Genomic DNA, 18,733 nt, shown 5'->3' with positions numbered 1-18,733 from the left:
GCGCCAACCTGAGGAGGCTTGCCGTGCGCTATATCCTGCCGTTGCTGTTGCTGGCGACCCCCGGTTTTGCGGCCGATCTGGCGACGGGCGATGCCATTCGCGCGGCGCTGGTTGGCAATACAGTCACCGGCAGCATGTCGGCCTCGGGCGGGTATGCCGAGTTTTATGCCCCTGATGGCAGTATTCGCGCGGCGGATTACACCGGGGCTTGGGCGGTGAAGGGCAACAAGATGTGCTTCACCTATGGCCAAGACCCGGAAGTGTGCTGGTCGGTTGCGATCAATGGCAGCCAAGTCACCTGGATGAGCGAAGCCGGTGAAGAAGGTCATGGCAAGATCAAGCCGGGCAATCCGGGCGGCTGGTGATCAGGCTTTTGGTTTGCGGCTGACCAAAGCCACACCCAGACCCGCCAGCGCCATTCCTGCCCAGGCCAAGGGCGGCATCGCCTCGCCCAGCAGTGGCCATGCGAACAGGGCTGACAGCGCGGGCACAAGGTAGAACAGGGCCGAGACTCGGGCGACTTCGCCTGCGCGGATCATGGCCAGCAACAGGCTGATCGCGAGGATGGAATTGCCGATCACCAGATAGCCGAGAATGGCGAAAAACTCGGGCGTCCATGCCACGGCCATGCCTTCGGTCAGATAGGCGGCGGGCAGGGTAAACAGCGCGCCGGTGGCGTATTGGATCAGGTTGGCGGTGATCGGGTGCTGGCTGGTGCCGAAGCGTTTTTCGTAAAGCGTGCCTGCGGTGATGCCGATCAGCGCCCCGAAGGTCAGCAGGATGCCCCAGGCGTTTTCTGCCTGCACCGAGGAGCGCGACAGGATCACCACAGCCGCCCCGGCAAGGCCAAGGATCAGGCCGATCCAGCCCTTGCCGCTGGTGGCCTCGCCCACCGTGTAGGGGGCGGCGAGGGCGACGAGAATCGGTTGCAGGCAAACGATGATCGCCACACCGCCCGCCGAGACGCCGGATTTGAACGCGACGTAGCAGAGGCCGAAATACACCACTTGGATCAGAAAGCCGGTGATTGCGATATCGGCCCAGGCGCGCGGGGTTTTCGGCAAGGGCGGGCGGATGATCAGCGCCAGCGGCAGCAGCAGCGCCAGAACGCAGGTGTAGCGCAGCGCGAGCAGGGTGAGCGGTTCGGCATGTTGCAGGCCAAGTTTGGCAATGGCAAAGCCCGCCGACCACAGCAGCAGAAAGATCACGGGGGCTGCGACGAGCCAGAGCGGGCGTTTGATCATATCGCGGTTGTGGCGCGGATTGCAGGGGAAGGGAAGGGTGGATGTGGTGGAATTGGGGGTTTCACACCCCCAAACCCCCGTGGAGTATTTGGGCCAATGTGAAGGCAAATTTTAGTTAAATTTTACGGGTTAGCGCAGGCCTATTTCTGCCAAGGCGGCGGCGAGGGCCGGGGGCAGGGTATCGTCATTGGCGCGGGTTTTCGGCAGATCGGGCGGGGATTCAGCTGCGGGCAGATAGCGCCAGCCTTGGAACGGGCGGCGCAGGGCGTTTTCGGTGCGGATCACCTCGGCATTCAGCACGAGGGCGCAGCGCAGGATGCCGTCAGAGCCGCGGCGTTCGGCGAGGCCGATCAGGCGCTGGCGGGCTTGGATCACGCCCTTGATCACCCAGTAGAGCGAGCCGCCGTTGAGAATCTCATCCTCGCGCTTGGGCCACATGCGGGTGACGTGTTCGGTGGTGCCGGGGGCCCAGATGTGGCGGTGGGCATCGTGCCATGCGGTGAGGTCTTCGACCGACTCGGTGCCGACGCTGAGTTTGATAAGGTTGAGCGTGGCCATGAGTCGCTTGATCTGTCCATCAAAGTTAGATGGTGTAGAATAGGCCTAAATCTGGTAGGCTCAAGGCTTGCTCGTTCAAATGTGTTGTGCTGAACACAATGTCTCAGATGGACATTCTGTCGCTTGCCCGTCGCTTCGCTTGCCGTTAACAGTCGCCCCTTATTCGATGCCCCCACAGGAAGGACCGCCCTCATGTCGCGCTTTGCCGCCCCTATTGCCGAGCAGATTTGGGACATGAAATATCGGCTAAAGGCGCAGGATGGCACGCCGATTGATGGCTCGGTCGAGGATAGCTGGCGGCGAATCGCCCGGGCTTTGGCCGAGGTGGAAGCTGAGCCTGCGGTGTGGGAAGAGCGGTTCTATAACGCGCTTGAAGGCTTCAAGTATCTGCCTGCGGGGCGGATCACGGCGGGGGCTGGCACGGGCCGCAATGTGACGATGTTCAACTGTTTTGTCATGGGCACCGTGCCGGACAGCATGGGCGGGATTTTTGATGCGCTGAAAGAGGCCGCGCTGACCATGCAGCAGGGTGGCGGCATCGGTTATGACTTTTCCACCATCCGCCCGCGCGGGGCAGAGGTGAAGGGTGTGGCGGCGGATGCTTCGGGGCCGCTGTCGTTCATGGATGTGTGGGATGCGATGTGCCGCACGATCATGTCGGCAGGCTCGCGTCGTGGTGCGATGATGGCGACGATGCGTTGCGATCACCCGGATGTAGAAGCCTTTATCGAGGCCAAGAAGGATGCCGCCCGGCTGCGGATGTTCAACCTTTCGGTGCTGATCACTGACCCCTTCATGGATGCCGTGAAGGCGGATGCGTCGTGGGATCTGGTGTTTGAGGGCAAGGTGTATCGCACGTTGCAGGCGCGCGATCTGTGGAACAAGATCATGCGCAACACCTATGATTTTGCCGAGCCGGGCGTGATCTTCATCGACCGGATCAACAAGGCCAACAACCTGGGCTATTGCGAGACGATTGCGGCGACCAACCCTTGTGGTGAGCAGCCGCTGCCGCCTTATGGCGCGTGTCTGCTGGGGTCGATCAACATGCCGACGCTGGTTTCGGGGGCCTTTACCAAGGCTGCGAAGCTGGATCAGGTCGCGCTGCAGGATCTGGTGCGTCTGGCGGTGCGGATGATGGACAACGTGGTGGATGCCAGCCGTTTTCCGCTGCCAGAGCAGCAGGCTGAGGCGAAGGCCAAGCGGCGGATTGGCTTGGGTGTGACCGGGCTTGCGGATGCGTTGCTGATGGTGGGTTTGCGCTATGGCAGCCCTGAGGCTGCGGCGCAGACGGAAGTTTGGATGCACGCGATTGCGCGGGCGTCTTATCTGGCGTCGGTCGATCTGGCCAAGGAGAAGGGCGCGTTTCCGTTGTTTGAGGCTGAGGGGTATCTCGCTTCCGGCAACATGATGCAGATGGATGACGATGTGCGCGAGGCGATCCGCACGCATGGGATTCGCAATGCGCTGCTGACCTCGATTGCGCCGACGGGGACGATTTCCTTGTATGCAGGGAATGTCAGTTCGGGGATCGAGCCGGTGTTTGCCTATGCCTACACCCGCAAGGTGTTGCAAAAGGACGGCTCGCGGACCGAGGAAGAAGTCGTTGATTACGCGGTGCGGTTGTGGCGCGAGTTGAAGGGCGATGCGGCGTTGCCGGATTACTTTGTCAACGCGCAGACGCTGCCGCCGCTGGACCATGTGCGGATGCAGGCGGCGGCGCAGAAGTGGATTGATAGTTCCATTTCTAAGACGATCAACTGCCCGGAAGATATCAGCTTTGAGGATTTCAAAGAGGTCTATATGGCCGCTTGGGATCAGGGCTGTAAGGGCTGCACCACTTACCGCCCCAATGCGGTGACGGGTTCGGTTCTGACGGTTTCGGAAAGCACCGATAAAGTGCCGGCCGAAGCACCGGCAATGGTGGCGGGCGGTGAGGTGGTGTATCTGACCGATCCGCTGGACCGTCCTGCGGCGTTGGAGGGGCAGACCTATAAGGTGAAATGGCCGGGCTCGGAACACGCGCTGTATATCACCATCAATGACATCATCATCGCGGGGCATCGGCGGCCGTTTGAGGTGTTCATCAACTCGAAAAACATGGAACATTTCGCCTGGACCGTGGCGCTGACGCGGATGATCTCGGCGGTGTTCCGTCGAGGTGGCGATATTTCGTTTGTGGTCGAGGAGTTGAAGGCGGTGTTCGATCCGCGCGGTGGGGCGTGGATGGAGGGGCGGTATATTCCGTCTATCCTCGCGGCCATCGGCGGGGTGATTGAGCGGCATCTGGTCAGCATCGGCTTTATTGAAGGCGAGGGGATGGGGCTGAAAACCGATCCTCATGCCGAGGTGATTGCGGTGGGTGAACGGCCGAAGGGGAAGGCTTGTCCGTCGTGCGGGTCTTATGCGTTGCAGATGAAAGAGGGCTGCATGACCTGCAATGATTGCGGCCATTCGAAGTGTGGCTGAGGGTTGAGCCTGCCGTTCTGGGGTGCTAGAAGGCAGGCAGCGCGGGCGTTGTGTAATGGTAAGACCTTAGCCTTCCAAGCTAAAGACACGGGTTCGATTCCCGTCGCCCGCTCCAGAAATTTTGGTCTGATAGGATGGTCCCGGTTCGGGACCATTTTTGTTTGCGCGGGTTTAGGGGACATGAGGGCCGCTGACGCGAGCCAAGCAGGCTATTCACCGCCCGGAATCAAGGGCGTAGCCCTGTGTCGTGCTTTTCAGAACAGGCTTTGCACGAATTGCGCGGCACCGAGGTAAAGCGCGCCTGCTGTGCTAAGGTAGGCGGCCAGCGCGATCCATGCGGTGGATTTGCGCATCGGGCGTTGGATTTCGATCAGTTGCTCGGATTGGATCAGGCCTTGCCAGCCCAGTAGCACGAAGAACAGCAGGATATAGGAATGCGTGGCGACGCAAAGCGCTGCTGCGGCGGCTGACATCAGGATTGACACCGCGCGGGTGGCTTTGGGGAAGAAGGTGTAGGTCAGCAGGCGCACGATCTTGCCGCCGTCCAGTGGCCAGAATGGCAGCAGGTTGAACAGGTTCAGCCCGCCCAGCACAAGAGCCTGAATATAAAGGAAACTCGCCACGCCGGGGGCTTGGGTAAAGATCAGATCGGCCAAGGCAAAGCACAAGGCCATCGGGCCAAGGCAGATGGCAGGGCCCATCAGGCTGATGAACAGGTCGCGGTCGTGGCTGGCGGGCAGGCTGCGCGACACGGCGACGCCGCCGAACAGTGGGATCAGGCGGAACTGCGCGTCTTTGTGGCCGCAGACGCGGAAGGCTGCGACGTGGCCAATCTCGTGGATCATGATGGCGATGATGAAGGCAAGGCCATATTGCCAGCCGAAAAACCAGATAGCGGCGACGACAGCAACCGCGGAAAGCCCAAGGGCGTTGACATCAAAGCCGACGCGATTCCAGCCCGCGCCGCTGAAGCCGCCGCGCAGGGCAACGCCGGTGCCTGCGATCAGGATAATCGAGAGGATGAGAGCAAGCACCTGAGTTTACAGGTTTTCCTGCTGCGGCATACCCAGCACGTGATAGCCGCTGTCGACATGGATAATCTCGCCCGAGGTGCAAGCGCCGTAGTCCGAACACAGGTAAACGGCGGTGCCGCCGATGGCTTCCAGCGTGGCGTTGGTGCGCAGGGGGGCGTTGGCCTCGGTATGGCGGAAGGTGGCGCGCGCGCCGCCGATGGCGGCCCCTGCAAGGGTTTTCATCGGGCCGGGGCTGATGGCGTTGACGCGGATTTGCTGCGGGCCAAGGTCATTGGCAAGGTAGCGGGTGGCGGATTCGAGCGCGGCTTTGGCCACACCCATGACGTTGTAATTCGGTGTCACGCGGTTCGAGCCGCCATAGGTCAGCGTGATCAGGCTGCCACCGTTTGGCATCAACTCAGCGGCGCGGCCTGCCACGTCGATGAAGCTGTAGCACGAGATGCACATCGAGTTCTTGAAGTTCTCGCGGCTGGTGTTGATGAAACGCCCGGTCAGTTCGTTTTTATCCGAGAAAGCAATGGCATGGATCAGGAAATCCATAGTGCCCCATTTGTCTTTCAGCGTGGCAAAGCAGGCATCAAGGCTGGCGTCGTCGGTGACATCGACATCCACCATGACCTCGCTGCCAACGCTGGCGGCGAGGGGGGCGAGGCGTTTGCCGAAAGCATCGCCCTGATACGAAAACGCCAGCTCTGCACCTTCATCGGCCAAGGCTTTGGCAATGCCCCAGGCGATCGAGCGTTCATTCGCCACACCCATGACAAGCCCGCGCTTGCCCTTCATCAGATCAGCCATACTGGCACTCCCGTTTTGGTGGCGGATTAGGCCAGATACTTGCTCATCAGAAGGGTCGCGTTGGTGCCGCCGAAGCCAAACGAGTTCGACAGGACCGAATCGAGTTTGACGTTCTCGCGCAGGGTGGTGACGATTTCCGACGGATCAAGCGCGGGGTCGAGGGTGGTGATATTGGCGGAAGCGGCGATGAAATCACCGTTCATCATGATCAGGCTGTAGATCGCCTCGTGCACGCCGGTGGCACCCAAGGAGTGGCCGGTCAGCGATTTGGTCGAGGCGACGGGCGGGGTGTTGCCACGGCCCCAGACGCGGCGGATCGCCTCCATCTCGGTGACGTCGCCGACCACGGTCGAGGTTCCGTGGGAGTTGATGTAATCGACGTGGCGGCCTTCGGGCAGGGTCGCCAGCGCAAGTTTCATCGACCGCTCACCACCTTCGCCCGAGGGGGCGACCATGTCGTAGCCGTCCGAGGTGGCCCCGTAGCCGGTGACTTCGCCGTAGATTTTCGCGCCGCGTGCAAGGGCGTGGGAGAGTTCTTCCAGCACCACAACACCGCCGCCGCCTGCGATGACAAATCCGTCGCGGGTGGCATCGTAGGTGCGCGAGGCGGTTTCGGGGGTGTCGTTATATTTGCTGCTCATCGCGCCCATTGCGTCGAACAGGCAGGACAGGGTCCAGTCGAGTTCTTCGCCGCCGCCCGCAAAGACCACGTCTTGCTTGCCCATCTGGATCAGTTCCACGCCATTGCCGATGCAATGCGCAGAGGTCGAGCAGGCCGAGGTGATCGAATAGTTCACGCCTTTGATCTTGAACGGGGTGGCGAGGCAGGCCGAGTTGGTGGAGGACATGCAGCGCGTCACCATGAACGGCCCCATTTTCTTCGGCGCGCCCTTGTTGATCACGGCGTCGAAGGCGAGGAAGAAGTTTGAGGTGGACGGGCCGCCCGAGCCCATGATCAGGCCAGAGCGTTCGTTCGAGACGTCTTTTTCTTCCAGCCCGGAATCGGCGATGGCTTGCTGCATGGCCAGAAAGTTATAGGCCGCACCCGGCCCCATGAACCGCATGTCGCGTTTGTCGATATGTGCGGCAAGGTCGATCTGCGGCATGCCGTGGACCTGGCTGCGGAAGCCGTGTTCGGCATATTCAGGGGCAAAGACGATGCCCGACTTGCCTGCGCGCAAGGAGGCTTCGACCTCGGCGGCGTTGTTGCCGATGGGGGAAACGATGCCGATTCCGGTGATGACGACGCGACGCATGGGCTGTCTCCTTTTGTGCAGTGGGCTTGTCGGGGCGCTGGCCCGACGCGCAAGGTCTTGTCGGATCAGGTTTCCGACAGGGCCACTTTCATATCTTTGACAAGGTAGATGGTTTCGCCATCGGCCTCGACCCGGCCATCCGCGACGCCCATGGTCAGGCGACGGGTTTGGATGGCTTTGGTGAAATCAACATAATAGGTCAGGCGCTTGCGGTCAGGACGGACCATGCCGGTCAGCTTGACTTCGCCGACGCCAAGCGCGTAGCCGCGCCCCTGCCAGCCGCGCCAGCCGAGGTTGAAGCCGGTCAGCTGCCAAAGCCCATCAAGGCCAAGGCAGCCCGGCATGATCGGGTTGCCGGGGAAGTGGCAGTCGAAGAACCACAGATCGGGAGTAATGTCGAACTCGGCCACCACATGACCCTTGCCATGTGCGCCGCCGTCTTCGGAAATATCGGTGATGCGATCCATCATCAGCATCGGTGGGGCGGGCAGTTGTGCGTTGCTGGGGCCGAACAGCTCTCCGCGCGCGCATTTCAGCAGATCGTCCTTGGTGAACGAAGTTGGAAAACTGCTCATGCCCTCGAAATCTCCCCAGTGATTGGCCGTGCGGTTGGCCGTTTTCCCCATGTAACACCCGCCGCAGAGGCGAACAAGTGTGGGGCAGAGGCGCGGAGGTGGCGAGTTTGGGGTTTTCGTTTGAAAAGCATCGCCAATCCACATTATATAGGGGGCGGGGATGAATTTGGGCTGCGGCCCGACTTGGAAAGTGACGATGACTTTGGTCGAACAACAGCGCAGCACGGTTTGGCTTGCTCGGGGCGGATTGCGCCCAACGCGGCAGCGGCTGGCTTTGGCCGGTTTGCTGGTGGGCGACGGGATGGACCGGCATGTCACGGCGGAAAGCCTGTATGCGGCGGTCGGGGCTGCGGGCGCGAAGGTGAGCCTTGCCACGGTTTACAACACGCTGCGGGCATTTTGTGAGGCAGGCTTGCTGAACGAGGTCGTGGTTGACGGCGCGCGCAGCTATTTTGACACAAGGCTGGATGATCATCCGCATTTCTATTGGGAGGACAGCCATCAGCTGACCGATGCCCCGGCGGAAGATCTGGTGATCGCGGGCCTGCCCGACGCGCCCGAGGGCATGGCGGTGAGCCGGGTTGATGTGGTGATCCGTCTGAAACGCGCCTGAGCGCTGCCAAGGCTTTTCAAATAGCGCGGCCAAGGCCGCTTTGTCTTTGGCTCGCCTGCGCGGCGTGCCGCCGCTTGTCTCGGTGGGGAGGCTGCATCGGGGGATTGCGCGATGGGCCGTGCTGCGGCTGGCATTTGCGGCGGAGCCTCCGGCGGGGATATTTGTGCCAATGTGAAAGTGTCAGGTGCTAGCTGTGTGGGTTGCTGCGATGGTGTGAAAAAAGGCGCGATCTGCGACTAGGCAGACCGCGCCGCTCAGGTCAGCGCGGGGAGGAGAGCCACGCTGAATTGGCACTGGTTACTTGGAACTCGTTACTCACTTCGGCAGCAAAACTTTGTTCACGACTTGAATCACACCATTGGATTGCTCGACATCTGAGATGGTGACTTTCGCGGCTTTGCCGGATTCGTCGTAGATATAGAGGCTGCCGCCCTTCATCTTGGCCGACAGATGGTCGCCCGACAGGGTGGTCATGTTGAAATAGCCGTCTTTCGAGGCTTTGGCTTTTTTGGCCATCTGCGCGGTGGTGAACTTGCCAGCGACGACATGCGCGGTCAGGATTTTGGTCAGCATGTCTTTGTTTTCGGGCTTCAGCAGGGTTTCCACCGTGCCTGCGGGCAGGGCTGCGAAAGCGTCATTGACGGGGGCGAATACGGTGAACGGGCCTGCACCTTGCAGCGCATCGACCAGACCTGCGGCTTTAACAGCGGCGACGAGGGTGGTGTGGTCTTTGGAATTGACGGCATTCTCGACGATGTTCTTGTTTTCATACATCGCAGCGCCGCCGACCATCGGGTTTTCGGCAAAGGCGGGGGCAGAGATCAACGCGAAGGCAAGCACAAGAGCAGAGGTTTTCATGGCGACTCCCTTTCATCGGCCGGTTTATTCCGGGCGTATGCAAGGGAAACGGGGCGGCTGGGGGGGAAGTTTCAGCCGCCCTGCTTGATCACGCTTTCGTGATCTCTATTGACCCAGCTTCTTGATGCGCCCCTCGACCTTGGCACTCACGGTTTTGGATTTTTCAACGTAGTTCATCACATCGGTGGCCACGAGATTGCCCGCGCCAGTGTCGGTGATCAGACGCCCGCCGCCCAAGGCGTCATAGCCATCGCCTCCGCCAAGGATGTAGTCGTTGACGGCCACCTTGTAGAGCGCGTCGGGGTTCAGCGGTTGGCCGCCGACCATCACCTCGGACACGCGGGCACCGGGTTCGGCGCTGGCGTCATAGACGAAGGTTACGCCCGAGACTTGCGCAAAGCGGCCCGCGCCCTTTTCGACTTGGCTGACGCCGTTCTCCAACGCGCCGAGCAGTTGGCTGCCGGGGATTTCGGTCAGCACCGTGACATTACCGAAGGGCAGTTCGGTCAGGATATCGCGGCGGGTCAGTTTGGTGCCAGCGTCATAGGTGCGGTCGGCGCGGATGCCGCCGCCGTTCATGATCGCCACATCGGCTTTGGTGGCGTCGCGCATTGCATCGGCGATCAGGTTGCCGATGGCTGCTTCCTCGGCGCGCACCACGTTGCGGCGGCTGTCCAGCGGGGTTTCGGTGGTGCCGATCTCGACATTCAGCGTCTCATCAAGGCCCGCGGAGAGTTTATCGACCATGGCTTGCGTTTCGGGATCTGGGGCAACGCTGGCCGTGTCGACGAAGCGGAAGGCTGGGGTCCAGGCGATGGTGCGCTTGCCGTCTTTCTCGCCGACCGTGATATTCAGATCGACGGGCGACAGGAACTGGCCGTCGATCGAGGTTTCAACATAGGCGGTGACGCCATCGTAGGCGGTGGCGTAGGAATGATCATCGCCCGACAGGATCACATCAAAGGCGTGCGATTTCAGCAGTTTGCGATCGTTGTCCATATCGGTTTGCACCACGCCCACCACGATATCGGCACCATCCTCGCGCGCGGCTTTCGCGGCTTTGATCGCGGTATCGACGGTGGGCAGGAATTTCAGATCGCCGGTCGAGGCGACTGAGGGCGAGGTGTCTTGCGCCACCGGGATGAGGGCGACTTTCAGGCCTGCGATGTCTTTGACCATCACGCCGCCGAAACCGTCGAGCGGTTTGTCATCGGCTGTGGTGATGTTGATCGCGGCCCATGGGTATTTCGAGGCCTTCACTTTCTCGAGGAAATTGGCAGGGCCGAAATCAAACTCGTGGTTGCCGGGGACGGCGAGGTCAAAGGGCACGATGTTGGTCAGATCAATGGTGTTCTGGCCCTTGTCAAAGCCCGACAGCAGCGAGGGCGACAGCATATCGCCGTCAAACAGATAGAGCGTGTTGGGATTGGCGGCGCGCTCGGCGCGGGCGACGGCGTTCAAGCGGGCAAAGCCGCCGCGCCCGTCCTCCTCGGTGAAGTTATAGACATCGCCGACGCCAAGCAGGGTGAGTTTCACGGACTCCGCCTGCGCTGCGAGGGGCAGCAAAGCTGTGGCGCAGAGCAGGGCGGCGAAGAGCGGGCGCTGGGCTGGCATGGTAATCTCCACTGTGAACGAGGCTTTGAGTGTGCAACCGGGGCTTGAGTCTGTCAAAGCCCGCATCGCGACAGTTTTCCACTGGGCCATGACGCGCCGATGACGCAGGCTTGACCGAAAGCCCGCAGAAGGGCATGAGGCGCACATGCTGATTTACAAGATATTCCGGCGCGTCGAATGGGACGCTTTTCGTGAAGCGGGTCACACGGCGGGTGCGCCGGTTGATCTGGCGGATGGCTTTGTGCATTTCTCGGGTGCGCCGCAACTGGCGGAAACGGCGGCGAAGTATTTTGCCGATGTGTCCGATCTGGTGCTGGTGGCCTGCGATGCTGATCGGCTGGGGCCTGCGCTGAAATGGGAGCCTTCGCGCGGCGGGGCGTTGTTTCCGCATCTGTATCGCGATTTGGTTTTGGCTGATGTGGTGTGGGACAAGTCGCTGCCCTTGGGGGCTGCGGGCCATATCTTCCCGGAGGGCGTGTTTTGATCGAGGCTTTGGGGCTGGCGGTTCTGCATCGGTTTGATCCCGAGCGCGCGCATGGGTTGTCGATCAAGGCGCTGGCGGCGGGGTTGGTGCCTTTGACGGGGGTGGTGACATCGGATCGGCTGCGCACGCGCATGGCGGGGTTGGATATGCCCAATCCGGTTGGGCTGGCAGCGGGGTTTGACAAGAACGCGAACGTGGTCGGGCCGTTGTCCCGCGCGGGCTTTGGCTTTGTTGAGGTGGGCGCTGCGACGCCGCGCCCACAGCCGGGCAATCCGCAGCCGCGGCTGTTTCGGCTGACCGAGGATCGGGCGGCGATCAACCGGTTTGGCTTTAACAACGAGGGGGCCGAGGCAATTGGCGCGCGGCTGGCTGCGCGCAAGCCTACGGCGGTGCCGGTGGGGCTGAACCTTGGGGCCAACAAGGATTCGGGCGACCGGGCGCAGGATTTCGCGCGGGTGCTTGCGGTCTGCGGGCCGCATGTCGATTTCGCCACGGTGAATGTCAGTTCTCCCAACACCGAGAAGCTGCGGGATTTGCAGGGGCGGGCTGCGTTGTCGGCGCTGCTGGCGGGGGTGATGGAGACACGGGCGGCGCTGGCGCATCCGATCCCGGTTTTCCTGAAGATCGCGCCCGATCTGAACGCCGATGAATTGGCCGAGATTGCCGAGGTGGCCTTGGCATCCGGTGTGGCGGGGATCATCGCGACCAATACAACCTTGTCGCGAGAAGGTTTGATAAGTGCAGATAAAGCACAGATGGGCGGGCTTTCTGGCGCGCCATTGTTCGAAAAATCCACGCAGGTTCTCGCTCAGCTTTCGGTTTTGACAGATGGCAAGCTGCCGTTGATCGGAGTTGGCGGGATTTCCAGCGCTGAGGAGGCGTTTGTGAAAATCCTCGTTGGCGCTTCGGCGGTGCAGTTTTACACGGCGATGGTGTATCAGGGGATTTCGCTGGCGGCGAAGATCGCGCGGGGTCTGGATGCGCTGCTGGAGCGCGAAGGCTATGCCTGCGTGGCCGATGCAGTTGGGAAAGGGCGGGCGCAGTGGCTGTAAAGTTTCGCGATGCCAAGGCCGGGGATGTTGCGGCATTGGTGGCGATGCTGGCCGATGATCCTTTGGGGCAGGCGCGGGAAAGCAGCAATCTGGCCCCCTACGAGGCGGCCTTTGCCGAGATAGCCGCCAACCCGATGCATCAGCTGATCGTGGGCGAGTTGGACGGGCGGATCGTGGCGACCTGCCAGTTGACCATCCTCGCGGGCCTATCGCGGCAAGGTGCCAAGCGCGCGCTTGTCGAGGCGGTGCGGGTGGTGGCCGATCTGCGCGGGCACAGGATTGGCGAAGCGCTGATGGCGGAATGTGAGGCGCGCGCGCGGGCTGCCGGGGCGTCGGTGATCCAGCTTACGACTGACAAGACCCGCCTGCGGGCGCATGCGTTTTATGATCGGCTTGGCTACACGCCCAGCCATATCGGCTACAAGAAGTCGCTCTAGCGCCTTCGGACCGCTGAAATCGTCACGGGGGGTGAGCCCGACAGGGCGAGGGGGCCGGAAGGCCCCTTTTCCCCGGCGCACAAGGGCGCTACATCCTGTGCAACACAAGGGAGATCAGCGATGGAAGACGGCATCAACAGCTTTATGACCGGGCCGGACGAGCAGGGCCGCTTTGGCAAGTTTGGCGGGCGGTTTGTCTCGGAAACGCTGATGCCGCTGATCCTTGATCTGGAAGAGCGTTATGAATTCGCCAAGACTGATCCGACGTTCTGGGCGGAAATGGATGATCTGTGGAAGCATTATGTGGGCCGCCCCTCGCCCTTGTATTTCGCGCCACGGCTGACCGAGCATCTCGGTGGTGCAAAGGTCTATATGAAGCGCGATGAGCTGAACCACACCGGCGCGCACAAGATTAACAATGTGCTGGGGCAGATCATCCTCGCCCGCCGCATGGGCAAAACCCGGATCATCGCCGAAACCGGCGCGGGGCAGCATGGCGTGGCCACAGCTACTGTCTGCGCCAAGTTTGGGCTGAAATGCGTGGTCTATATGGGCGCGCATGATGTGGAGCGGCAAGCGCCGAACGTGTTCCGCATGCGGTTGCTCGGGGCAGAGGTGGTGCCGGTGACGAGCGGTCGCGGCACGTTGAAGGATGCGATGAACGACGCCCTGCGCGATTGGGTGACGAACGTGCGCGACACGTTCTATTGCATCGGCACAGTGGCCGGGCCGCATCCTTACCCGGCGATGGTGCGCGATTTCCAAAGCATCATCGGCAAGGAAGTGCGCTGGCAGTTGGCTGAACAGGAAGGCGAGGGCCGTCTGCCCGATACCGTGGTGGCGGCGATTGGTGGCGGCTCGAACGCTATGGGGCTGTTCTTCCCGTTCCTGGATGATCCGTCGGTGAACATCATCGGGGTCGAGGCCGGTGGCAAGGGCGTCGATGATCGGATGCAGCATTGCGCCAGCCTGACCGGCGGTCGCCCCGGCGTGCTGCATGGCAACCGCACCTATCTGTTGCAGGACAATGATGGGCAGATTCTGGAAGGCTTCAGCATCAGCGCGGGCTTGGATTATCCGGGTATCGGGCCAGAGCATAGCTGGCTGCACGACATGGGCCGCGCGCAATATGTCAGCATCACTGACGCCGAGGCTTTGGAGGCGTTTCAGCTTTGCTGCAAGCTGGAGGGTATCATTCCCGCGCTTGAGCCGAGCCATGCGCTGGCCCATGTGATGAAGATCGCGCCGACGCTCCCGCGCGATCATATCATCGTGATGAACATGTGTGGGCGGGGCGACAAAGACATCTTTACAGTCGCCAAGCATCTTGGTTTCGATATGAAGATCTAAGGCACAATCTGATCTGCCATAAGCCGCGCCTGTGTAAACGGGCGCGGCTTTTGCATGATTGGTGCGAATCGCTGAATTTGGCCGTTCGGACCATGGTCTGATGTTGACGCGCAAAGCCTTGGACCAATGTCTTAAGCATTTGATATAGGGATATTTTTGGCAGGGCGCTGGCGGTGTTTTACCCTAAACTGCGGTTTATTCCCGCAAACTGGCGGCGCATTTCGCAGCACTAAACCCCACGCCAATATCCAGCGCCGTTCTGGGCTGGCATTGCTGATCTTGTCGCCGGATGCGGCATGATTTGATCTTTCAGCAAAGTTGGGAACACAAAATGAAACGGACAGCGAAGCCTTTGATCCTTGCCCTGATGCTGGGCTTTTCGGCCAGCATGGCGCAGGCGATCACGGTGGCCGATGTGGTGCGCACCTATCAGGACGGCGCCTATACGGGCATCGAGGTGAAGGAAAGCCCGAACCAGATCAAGGTTGAGGCCGTCAAGGATGGCGTCAAGGTTGAGGCGGTTTATGACAAGGCAACGGGTGAAGTGATCAAGCAGGAATCCGAGACCGTGGGTGCGGGTTCGACTGGAACGGGTGTCGAGGTTTCCACCACCGATCACGACTTTACCGACGATGACAATGGCGACGACAACGGCGCATCGGACGACGATGGGTCTGACGACAATGGCTCGGACGATGGTCCCGATCATGACGTTGGCGATGATCACGGTGGCAGCGGGCATGACGATGGTGGCCACGACGATGGCGATCACAGCGGCAGCGGCCACGACGGCAGTTCGGATGATTAAGCCCTGACGGGTTCTGCCAGACGCGCCGGACTTGCCGGGGCGTCTGGCTTGGGTGATAATGCAGCAGACCGGGGTTGAAATCTGACCCTGAGGGAAACCGGATGAACCGCAGAGTTTTCTTGACGCGTTGTGCGGCTGGCGTGCTGGGCGCTGTCGGGGTGGCGCAGGCCGCGTCTGCAGGCAGCTTTGAAGAGTCGGTGGTGACGCAACTGCGTGGGCAGGGATATCGCGACATCAATGTGGCGCGCACCATGCTGGGCCGGGTGCGCATTGTCGGCGCGCGGCGCGGCATTACGCGCGAGATCATCCTGAACCCCCGCACAGGTGAGATTTTGCGGGATGTGGTGCTGGGCGATGACGGCCAGGTTTCCGTGCAGATCAGCGATGACGATCCCTCGGGCAGCGGCCGGTCGGGCGATGACAGCTCTGACGATGATGGTGGCGACGACGGCGGTGATGACGGCGGTGACGACGGCGGCGGCGATGATCACGGCGGCGAAGATGGCGGTGGTTCTGGAAGCGGCTCTGGCAGTGGCTCGGGCGGGGGATCTGGCAGTGGTCATGGCGACGGCGGGGGCGATAATGGGGACGATTGATCGCCCGATGCCGCAGTGGCACTGCCGCAAAACCCTGCGCTGGAAGGGGTGGATGTGAGACATCCGGCCTTTGTCTTTGCGATCTTTCTGTTGCAGGCGGCCTGCGCGATCTTTTTCGTGTCCGATATCCTGTCGTCTTTCGTGGGCATCACCACCACTCCGCTGCCATGGGAAGTGCGAGAAATCCTTGAGATTTGGGCCGCGTTCGGATTGATTGTCGGCGTGGTGCTGGGGGCAATCTTGCTGCGCCGCGCGATTGTGGATCGGCGCGAGGCCGAGACCCGGCTGCGTCGGGCCTCGGGTGCGTTCATGGTGTTGCTGGCAGAGCGGTTCGCGGAATGGGGGCTGACGCCTGCCGAAAAGGATGTGGCGCTGTTTGCCATCAAGGGTATGTCTACCGGAGAGATCGCGGCACTGCGCAGCACTTCGGAGGGCACGGTCAAGGCCCAGACCAACGCGATCTACCGCAAGGCAGGGGTCAGTGGGCGCTCGCAACTTTTGTCGCTGTTCATCGAAGATCTGATGCGGGACGAGGACGGCACCCTGCGTCTGCCCAGCACGCAATCGGCTGCCTAAGCGGACGGGCAGCAATCGTTGGTCAGGGGCTTGGGGGCAGGCTATCCAGCGCTTCACGCGCAAAAACGCAGGCGGCGAAGCCTTTGTCTTTGGCCAGATTACAGGCTTCGAGATAGTGCTGGCGGGCGGCGACGGCATCTGGTGCGGTGCCCTCACCAAGCGCCTGCGCTTGCCCCAGCATGGCACAGCCCCAGCTATCGCCAGCTGTGCAGGCGGCCTGAAAGCTGCGGTAGAGGCAATCTGACTTGGCAGTCTCTTGCTGAACTGTCGCGGGTTCTGGCCACCACGGATCGCCTACGGCAGGCACGTTGCGCATGCCGCCGCCGCGATTGGTGCAGCCGCTGGCCTGACCCAGCGCGCAGGCCAAGGCGTGATAGCGACGGGCTGGCAGTTCGAGGTCCGGCAGGCCGGCCATTTCCAGCGCATGGGCCAAGGCGAGGCAGGCCTTGCCATCCAGATCGGTCTTGCAGGCTTCGGCGCAGGCCGCGGCATGGTCGTGGCAATAGCTGTGGCTGTGCGGGGCGTCAGATTGGAACATGTCGCGCAGCAGATTGCGGCGGCTGGCATAGATGTCGGCGGGGCAGGCGGCCAGCAGCGCGTCGCTGTCAGGCAGCGATGTGGCTTGGGCTGCGGCGGCGCGCAGGGCATTTTGTGCTGCGATTTCTCGCTCGGTTTGGTCCGCCAGGGCGGGCGTCGTGGCCAATAGAAGTGCCAGAAGCGTCGCGCGGGTCATGGAGCGTCGGTGGCGTAACGCTCCAGCAGGTCACGCGCCACCACATCCAGCGTGCGTTGATGCGTGGCTTTCAGGCGGATTTGCGGGGCGACGCCTTCTTCATGCGCTTGCAAGAACCGGCCCGCGCACAGGCACCATTGATCGCCGGGTTTCAGCCCCGCAAAGCCATATTCCGGTCGCGGGGTGGACAGATCGTTGCCGAGGTATTTCGAATAGGCCAGAAATTCGGCCGTCATCAGGGCGCAGACGGTGTGCAGGCCCTGATCCATTGGCCCGGTGTTGCAGCAGCCATCACGGAAGAACCCGGTGACGGGCGCGGTCGAGCAGCTTTCCAGAGCGCTGCCAAGCACGTTGAGAGAGGGATCACGCATCGGGTTTCCTTTGGCATCAACCTAGCGCTTGGGGGCGCGCTGTCCAGCGGTTTGCGGCCAATCCATCCCGGCGATGGGCGGCAGCATGGTGCCCGAGACCAGCGCTGTCAGCAGCCGATTGATCGGCCAAAGCGCGGCCATCGGGGCCAGCAGATGATCGCGCAAGCCGGGCAGGATGGTGCTGTGCGATTGATACATCGGGGTGAAGGCGGCTGACATGGTCTGGTAGGCACGCACATGCCAGCGGCGCATCTGTGCATAGCGGGGCAGCGCCTGATCCAGCGGCAGGCGCAGGGCCTGGGTCAGCGCAAAGGCATCGAGCAGCGCCATATTCGCGCCTTGGCCCAGTTGCGGGCTGGCGCGGTGGGCGCAATCGCCGATGAAGGCGAGTGCGGGCGCATAGGGGCGGCGCAGGGTGCCGTGGCTGTAGCGCGCAGGCGTCAGATCGGCGGGGCTGTGCAGGCTGGTCAGGAACGGGGCCATTTGCGGCCAGAGGGTAGTGACTTCGGCTTTCCACGCGGGCAGGTCTTGGGCAGGCCAATCATCCAAGGCGGCGCGGGGCAGCGACCAGAATACTGCCGCTTGTGGGGTGGGGTTGTCGGGCAGCCGCCCGATCGGTAGCACCCCGGCCATATGGCGCGCGGCAAGGTAGCGTTGGCTGAGTTCGTGGCGGGCAAGTGGGGTTTCTTCGGGCCAAGGCACGGTGCCCCAGACCGCGCCAAAGCCAAGCGGGCGCGCCTGCATCGGCGTCAGCGCCGATCCGGCACCAGAGGCGTCGATCACCAGATCAAACGGGCCAAGTGGCTCGGCCCCGTCGCGCAGGATCAGGCGTTTGCCGTTCTCTAGCGGGGCGGCGTGGCAGGCAGCCCCGGTTTGCAGGGTGATGCCTGCGGCGGTTGCGGCCCTCCACAGCACGGAAAACAGGCTGGCGCGGTGGATGGCAAGGCCGGGGGCTTGGGGCGCATAGGACACGTCCAGAACCTGCCGCCGCCCGGCATGGCCGCGCATGCGGGTGATCGGGGCACCAAAGGCGCGGGCATCGGCCCCGATGGCATCCAGCACCGCAAGCCCAACGGGTTGCAGCACAAGGCCCGAGCCGAGCGGTTTCGGCGTGGCAAAGCGTTCGACCAAGGTGACAGCATGGCCCGCTTGGGCGCAGAGGGCAGCAGCGGCCAGACCGCCGATGCCCGCGCCGACGATACCTATGCTCAGCAAGGGGGAAGCGATGCTCATGCTGGGTATTTTGCGGGGAATTGCTGCGATGGCAAGGCTTTATAGGGTGCGATATTCCCCACTGTGCAGCGGCGCGG

General features: G+C 62.1%; 21 protein-coding genes and 1 tRNA gene. 11 read left to right on the top strand and 11 right to left on the bottom strand.

The window, feature by feature from the left end:
• The first annotated feature begins 23 nt into the window (after positions 1–23).
• On the top strand, positions 24–365 hold the full coding sequence (locus ACFOGH_RS15950; protein WP_380074156.1) for a hypothetical protein: 342 nt from the start codon (positions 24–26) through the stop codon (positions 363–365).
• Here the strand turns inward: ACFOGH_RS15950 and ACFOGH_RS15945 are convergent, their stop codons facing one another.
• Positions 366–1,244 carry a DMT family transporter gene (locus ACFOGH_RS15945; RefSeq protein WP_380074155.1) on the bottom strand — a complete coding sequence of 293 codons (879 nt, stop codon included), beginning with the start codon at positions 1,242–1,244 and terminating at the stop codon, positions 366–368.
• 129 nt (positions 1,245–1,373) lie between these two features.
• Entirely contained in the window at positions 1,374–1,802 is a 429-nt protein-coding gene (locus ACFOGH_RS15940) for a DUF1489 family protein (protein WP_380074154.1), read from the bottom strand.
• Positions 1,803–1,994: 192 nt separating this feature from the next.
• Between ACFOGH_RS15940 and ACFOGH_RS15935 the strand changes: the two genes are divergently transcribed.
• Positions 1,995–4,271, top strand: a complete 2,277-nt coding sequence (locus ACFOGH_RS15935; RefSeq protein WP_380074153.1) for an adenosylcobalamin-dependent ribonucleoside-diphosphate reductase — start codon at positions 1,995–1,997, stop codon at positions 4,269–4,271.
• Between the two features lie 41 nt (positions 4,272–4,312).
• Positions 4,313–4,386, top strand: a tRNA-Gly gene (locus ACFOGH_RS15930).
• Positions 4,387–4,525: 139 nt separating this feature from the next.
• On the opposite strand, the gene ACFOGH_RS15925 is transcribed toward ACFOGH_RS15930, so the two are convergent.
• From ACFOGH_RS15925 to fabA, 4 genes are all read right to left on the bottom strand, one after another.
• Positions 4,526–4,894, bottom strand: a complete 369-nt coding sequence (locus tag ACFOGH_RS15925) for a site-2 protease family protein (RefSeq protein WP_380074885.1) — start codon at positions 4,892–4,894, stop codon at positions 4,526–4,528.
• Between the two features lie 417 nt (positions 4,895–5,311).
• A complete protein-coding gene (locus tag ACFOGH_RS15920; RefSeq protein WP_380074152.1) occupies positions 5,312–6,100 on the bottom strand; it encodes an enoyl-ACP reductase FabI in 789 nt (262 codons plus the stop codon).
• 26 nt (positions 6,101–6,126) lie between these two features.
• A complete protein-coding gene (gene fabB, locus ACFOGH_RS15915; RefSeq protein ID WP_380074151.1) occupies positions 6,127–7,356 on the bottom strand; it encodes a beta-ketoacyl-ACP synthase I in 1,230 nt (409 codons plus the stop codon).
• Between the two features lie 65 nt (positions 7,357–7,421).
• The gene (gene fabA, locus ACFOGH_RS15910; RefSeq protein WP_380074150.1) at positions 7,422–7,931 is read right to left on the bottom strand and encodes a bifunctional 3-hydroxydecanoyl-ACP dehydratase/trans-2-decenoyl-ACP isomerase; all 510 of its coding nucleotides are present in this window, start codon (positions 7,929–7,931) and stop codon (positions 7,422–7,424) included.
• Positions 7,932–8,091: 160 nt separating this feature from the next.
• Between fabA and irrA the strand changes: the two genes are divergently transcribed.
• Positions 8,092–8,544 (top strand): iron response transcriptional regulator IrrA, encoded by a 453-nt coding sequence (irrA, locus tag ACFOGH_RS15905; RefSeq protein WP_380074149.1) that lies wholly within the window; start codon positions 8,092–8,094, stop codon positions 8,542–8,544.
• A 315-nt stretch (positions 8,545–8,859) separates the two neighbouring features.
• Here irrA and ACFOGH_RS15900 read toward each other — a convergent pair whose 3' ends face one another.
• Complete coding sequence (locus ACFOGH_RS15900; RefSeq protein WP_380074148.1) at positions 8,860–9,402, bottom strand: fasciclin domain-containing protein; 543 nt, start codon at positions 9,400–9,402, stop codon at positions 8,860–8,862.
• A 105-nt stretch (positions 9,403–9,507) separates the two neighbouring features.
• Positions 9,508–11,016 (bottom strand): bifunctional metallophosphatase/5'-nucleotidase, encoded by a 1,509-nt coding sequence (locus tag ACFOGH_RS15895; RefSeq protein WP_380074147.1) that lies wholly within the window; start codon positions 11,014–11,016, stop codon positions 9,508–9,510.
• A gap of 145 nt (positions 11,017–11,161) precedes the next feature.
• Here ACFOGH_RS15895 and ACFOGH_RS15890 point away from each other — a divergent pair, with 145 nt between their 5' ends.
• The 7 genes from ACFOGH_RS15890 (at position 11,162) to ACFOGH_RS15860 (ending at position 16,319) form a co-directional block, all read left to right on the top strand.
• Positions 11,162–11,500, top strand: coding sequence for a DUF952 domain-containing protein (locus ACFOGH_RS15890; protein ID WP_380074146.1), 339 nt, complete (start codon positions 11,162–11,164; stop codon positions 11,498–11,500).
• Complete coding sequence (locus tag ACFOGH_RS15885) at positions 11,497–12,552, top strand: quinone-dependent dihydroorotate dehydrogenase (RefSeq protein WP_380074145.1); 1,056 nt, start codon at positions 11,497–11,499, stop codon at positions 12,550–12,552. The genes ACFOGH_RS15890 and ACFOGH_RS15885 overlap by 4 nt, the downstream gene beginning before the upstream one ends.
• 44 nt (positions 12,553–12,596) lie before the next feature.
• Positions 12,597–12,989 carry a GNAT family N-acetyltransferase gene (locus ACFOGH_RS15880; protein ID WP_380074884.1) on the top strand — a complete coding sequence of 131 codons (393 nt, stop codon included), beginning with the start codon at positions 12,597–12,599 and terminating at the stop codon, positions 12,987–12,989.
• A gap of 120 nt (positions 12,990–13,109) precedes the next feature.
• On the top strand, positions 13,110–14,339 hold the full coding sequence (trpB, locus tag ACFOGH_RS15875) for a tryptophan synthase subunit beta (RefSeq protein WP_380074144.1): 1,230 nt from the start codon (positions 13,110–13,112) through the stop codon (positions 14,337–14,339).
• 331 nt (positions 14,340–14,670) lie between these two features.
• Positions 14,671–15,147 carry a PepSY domain-containing protein gene (locus ACFOGH_RS15870; protein ID WP_380074143.1) on the top strand — a complete coding sequence of 159 codons (477 nt, stop codon included), beginning with the start codon at positions 14,671–14,673 and terminating at the stop codon, positions 15,145–15,147.
• 101 nt (positions 15,148–15,248) lie between these two features.
• A complete protein-coding gene (locus ACFOGH_RS15865) occupies positions 15,249–15,743 on the top strand; it encodes a hypothetical protein (RefSeq protein WP_380074142.1) in 495 nt (164 codons plus the stop codon).
• A gap of 54 nt (positions 15,744–15,797) precedes the next feature.
• A complete protein-coding gene (locus tag ACFOGH_RS15860) occupies positions 15,798–16,319 on the top strand; it encodes a helix-turn-helix transcriptional regulator (protein WP_380074141.1) in 522 nt (173 codons plus the stop codon).
• Positions 16,320–16,341: 22 nt separating this feature from the next.
• Here ACFOGH_RS15860 and ACFOGH_RS15855 read toward each other — a convergent pair whose 3' ends face one another.
• From ACFOGH_RS15855 to ACFOGH_RS15845, 3 genes are read right to left on the bottom strand one after another with little or no spacing between them, the layout of a single operon-like run.
• A complete protein-coding gene (locus ACFOGH_RS15855) occupies positions 16,342–17,052 on the bottom strand; it encodes a hypothetical protein (protein ID WP_380074140.1) in 711 nt (236 codons plus the stop codon).
• Entirely contained in the window at positions 17,049–17,423 is a 375-nt protein-coding gene (locus ACFOGH_RS15850; protein WP_380074139.1) for a DUF2237 family protein, read from the bottom strand. Before ACFOGH_RS15850 ends, ACFOGH_RS15855 begins: the two co-directional genes overlap by 4 nt.
• Positions 17,424–17,444: 21 nt before the next feature.
• Positions 17,445–18,656, bottom strand: coding sequence for an FAD-dependent oxidoreductase (locus ACFOGH_RS15845; protein WP_380074138.1), 1,212 nt, complete (start codon positions 18,654–18,656; stop codon positions 17,445–17,447).
• Positions 18,657–18,733 lie beyond the last annotated feature (77 nt).

The organism is Cypionkella sinensis (assembly GCF_042646385.1).
GTDB classification, from domain to species: domain Bacteria; phylum Pseudomonadota; class Alphaproteobacteria; order Rhodobacterales; family Rhodobacteraceae; genus Cypionkella; species Cypionkella sinensis.
This window is presented reverse-complemented; position numbering and strand designations above follow the sequence as displayed.

What these genes read in the sequence shown, in the direction of transcription:
- ACFOGH_RS15945 (WP_380074155.1), bottom strand. Translation starts at nt 1,244, where the DNA reads ATGATCAAACGCCCGCTCTGGCTCGTCGCAGCCCCCGTGATCTTTCTG.
- ACFOGH_RS15940 (WP_380074154.1), bottom strand. Translation starts at nt 1,802, where the DNA reads ATGGCCACGCTCAACCTTATCAAACTCAGCGTCGGCACCGAGTCGGTC.
- ACFOGH_RS15935 (WP_380074153.1), top strand. Translation starts at nt 1,995, where the DNA reads ATGTCGCGCTTTGCCGCCCCTATTGCCGAGCAGATTTGGGACATGAAA.
- ACFOGH_RS15920 (WP_380074152.1), bottom strand. Translation starts at nt 6,100, where the DNA reads ATGGCTGATCTGATGAAGGGCAAGCGCGGGCTTGTCATGGGTGTGGCG.
- fabB (WP_380074151.1), bottom strand. Translation starts at nt 7,356, where the DNA reads ATGCGTCGCGTCGTCATCACCGGAATCGGCATCGTTTCCCCCATCGGC.
- fabA (WP_380074150.1), bottom strand. Translation starts at nt 7,931, where the DNA reads ATGAGCAGTTTTCCAACTTCGTTCACCAAGGACGATCTGCTGAAATGC.
- irrA (WP_380074149.1), top strand. Translation starts at nt 8,092, where the DNA reads ATGAATTTGGGCTGCGGCCCGACTTGGAAAGTGACGATGACTTTGGTC.
- ACFOGH_RS15900 (WP_380074148.1), bottom strand. Translation starts at nt 9,402, where the DNA reads ATGAAAACCTCTGCTCTTGTGCTTGCCTTCGCGTTGATCTCTGCCCCC.
- ACFOGH_RS15895 (WP_380074147.1), bottom strand. Translation starts at nt 11,016, where the DNA reads ATGCCAGCCCAGCGCCCGCTCTTCGCCGCCCTGCTCTGCGCCACAGCT.
- ACFOGH_RS15890 (WP_380074146.1), top strand. Translation starts at nt 11,162, where the DNA reads ATGCTGATTTACAAGATATTCCGGCGCGTCGAATGGGACGCTTTTCGT.
- ACFOGH_RS15880 (WP_380074884.1), top strand. Translation starts at nt 12,597, where the DNA reads ATGCTGGCCGATGATCCTTTGGGGCAGGCGCGGGAAAGCAGCAATCTG.
- trpB (WP_380074144.1), top strand. Translation starts at nt 13,110, where the DNA reads ATGGAAGACGGCATCAACAGCTTTATGACCGGGCCGGACGAGCAGGGC.
- ACFOGH_RS15870 (WP_380074143.1), top strand. Translation starts at nt 14,671, where the DNA reads ATGAAACGGACAGCGAAGCCTTTGATCCTTGCCCTGATGCTGGGCTTT.
- ACFOGH_RS15865 (WP_380074142.1), top strand. Translation starts at nt 15,249, where the DNA reads ATGAACCGCAGAGTTTTCTTGACGCGTTGTGCGGCTGGCGTGCTGGGC.
- ACFOGH_RS15855 (WP_380074140.1), bottom strand. Translation starts at nt 17,052, where the DNA reads ATGACCCGCGCGACGCTTCTGGCACTTCTATTGGCCACGACGCCCGCC.
- ACFOGH_RS15850 (WP_380074139.1), bottom strand. Translation starts at nt 17,423, where the DNA reads ATGCGTGATCCCTCTCTCAACGTGCTTGGCAGCGCTCTGGAAAGCTGC.
- ACFOGH_RS15845 (WP_380074138.1), bottom strand. Translation starts at nt 18,656, where the DNA reads ATGAGCATCGCTTCCCCCTTGCTGAGCATAGGTATCGTCGGCGCGGGC.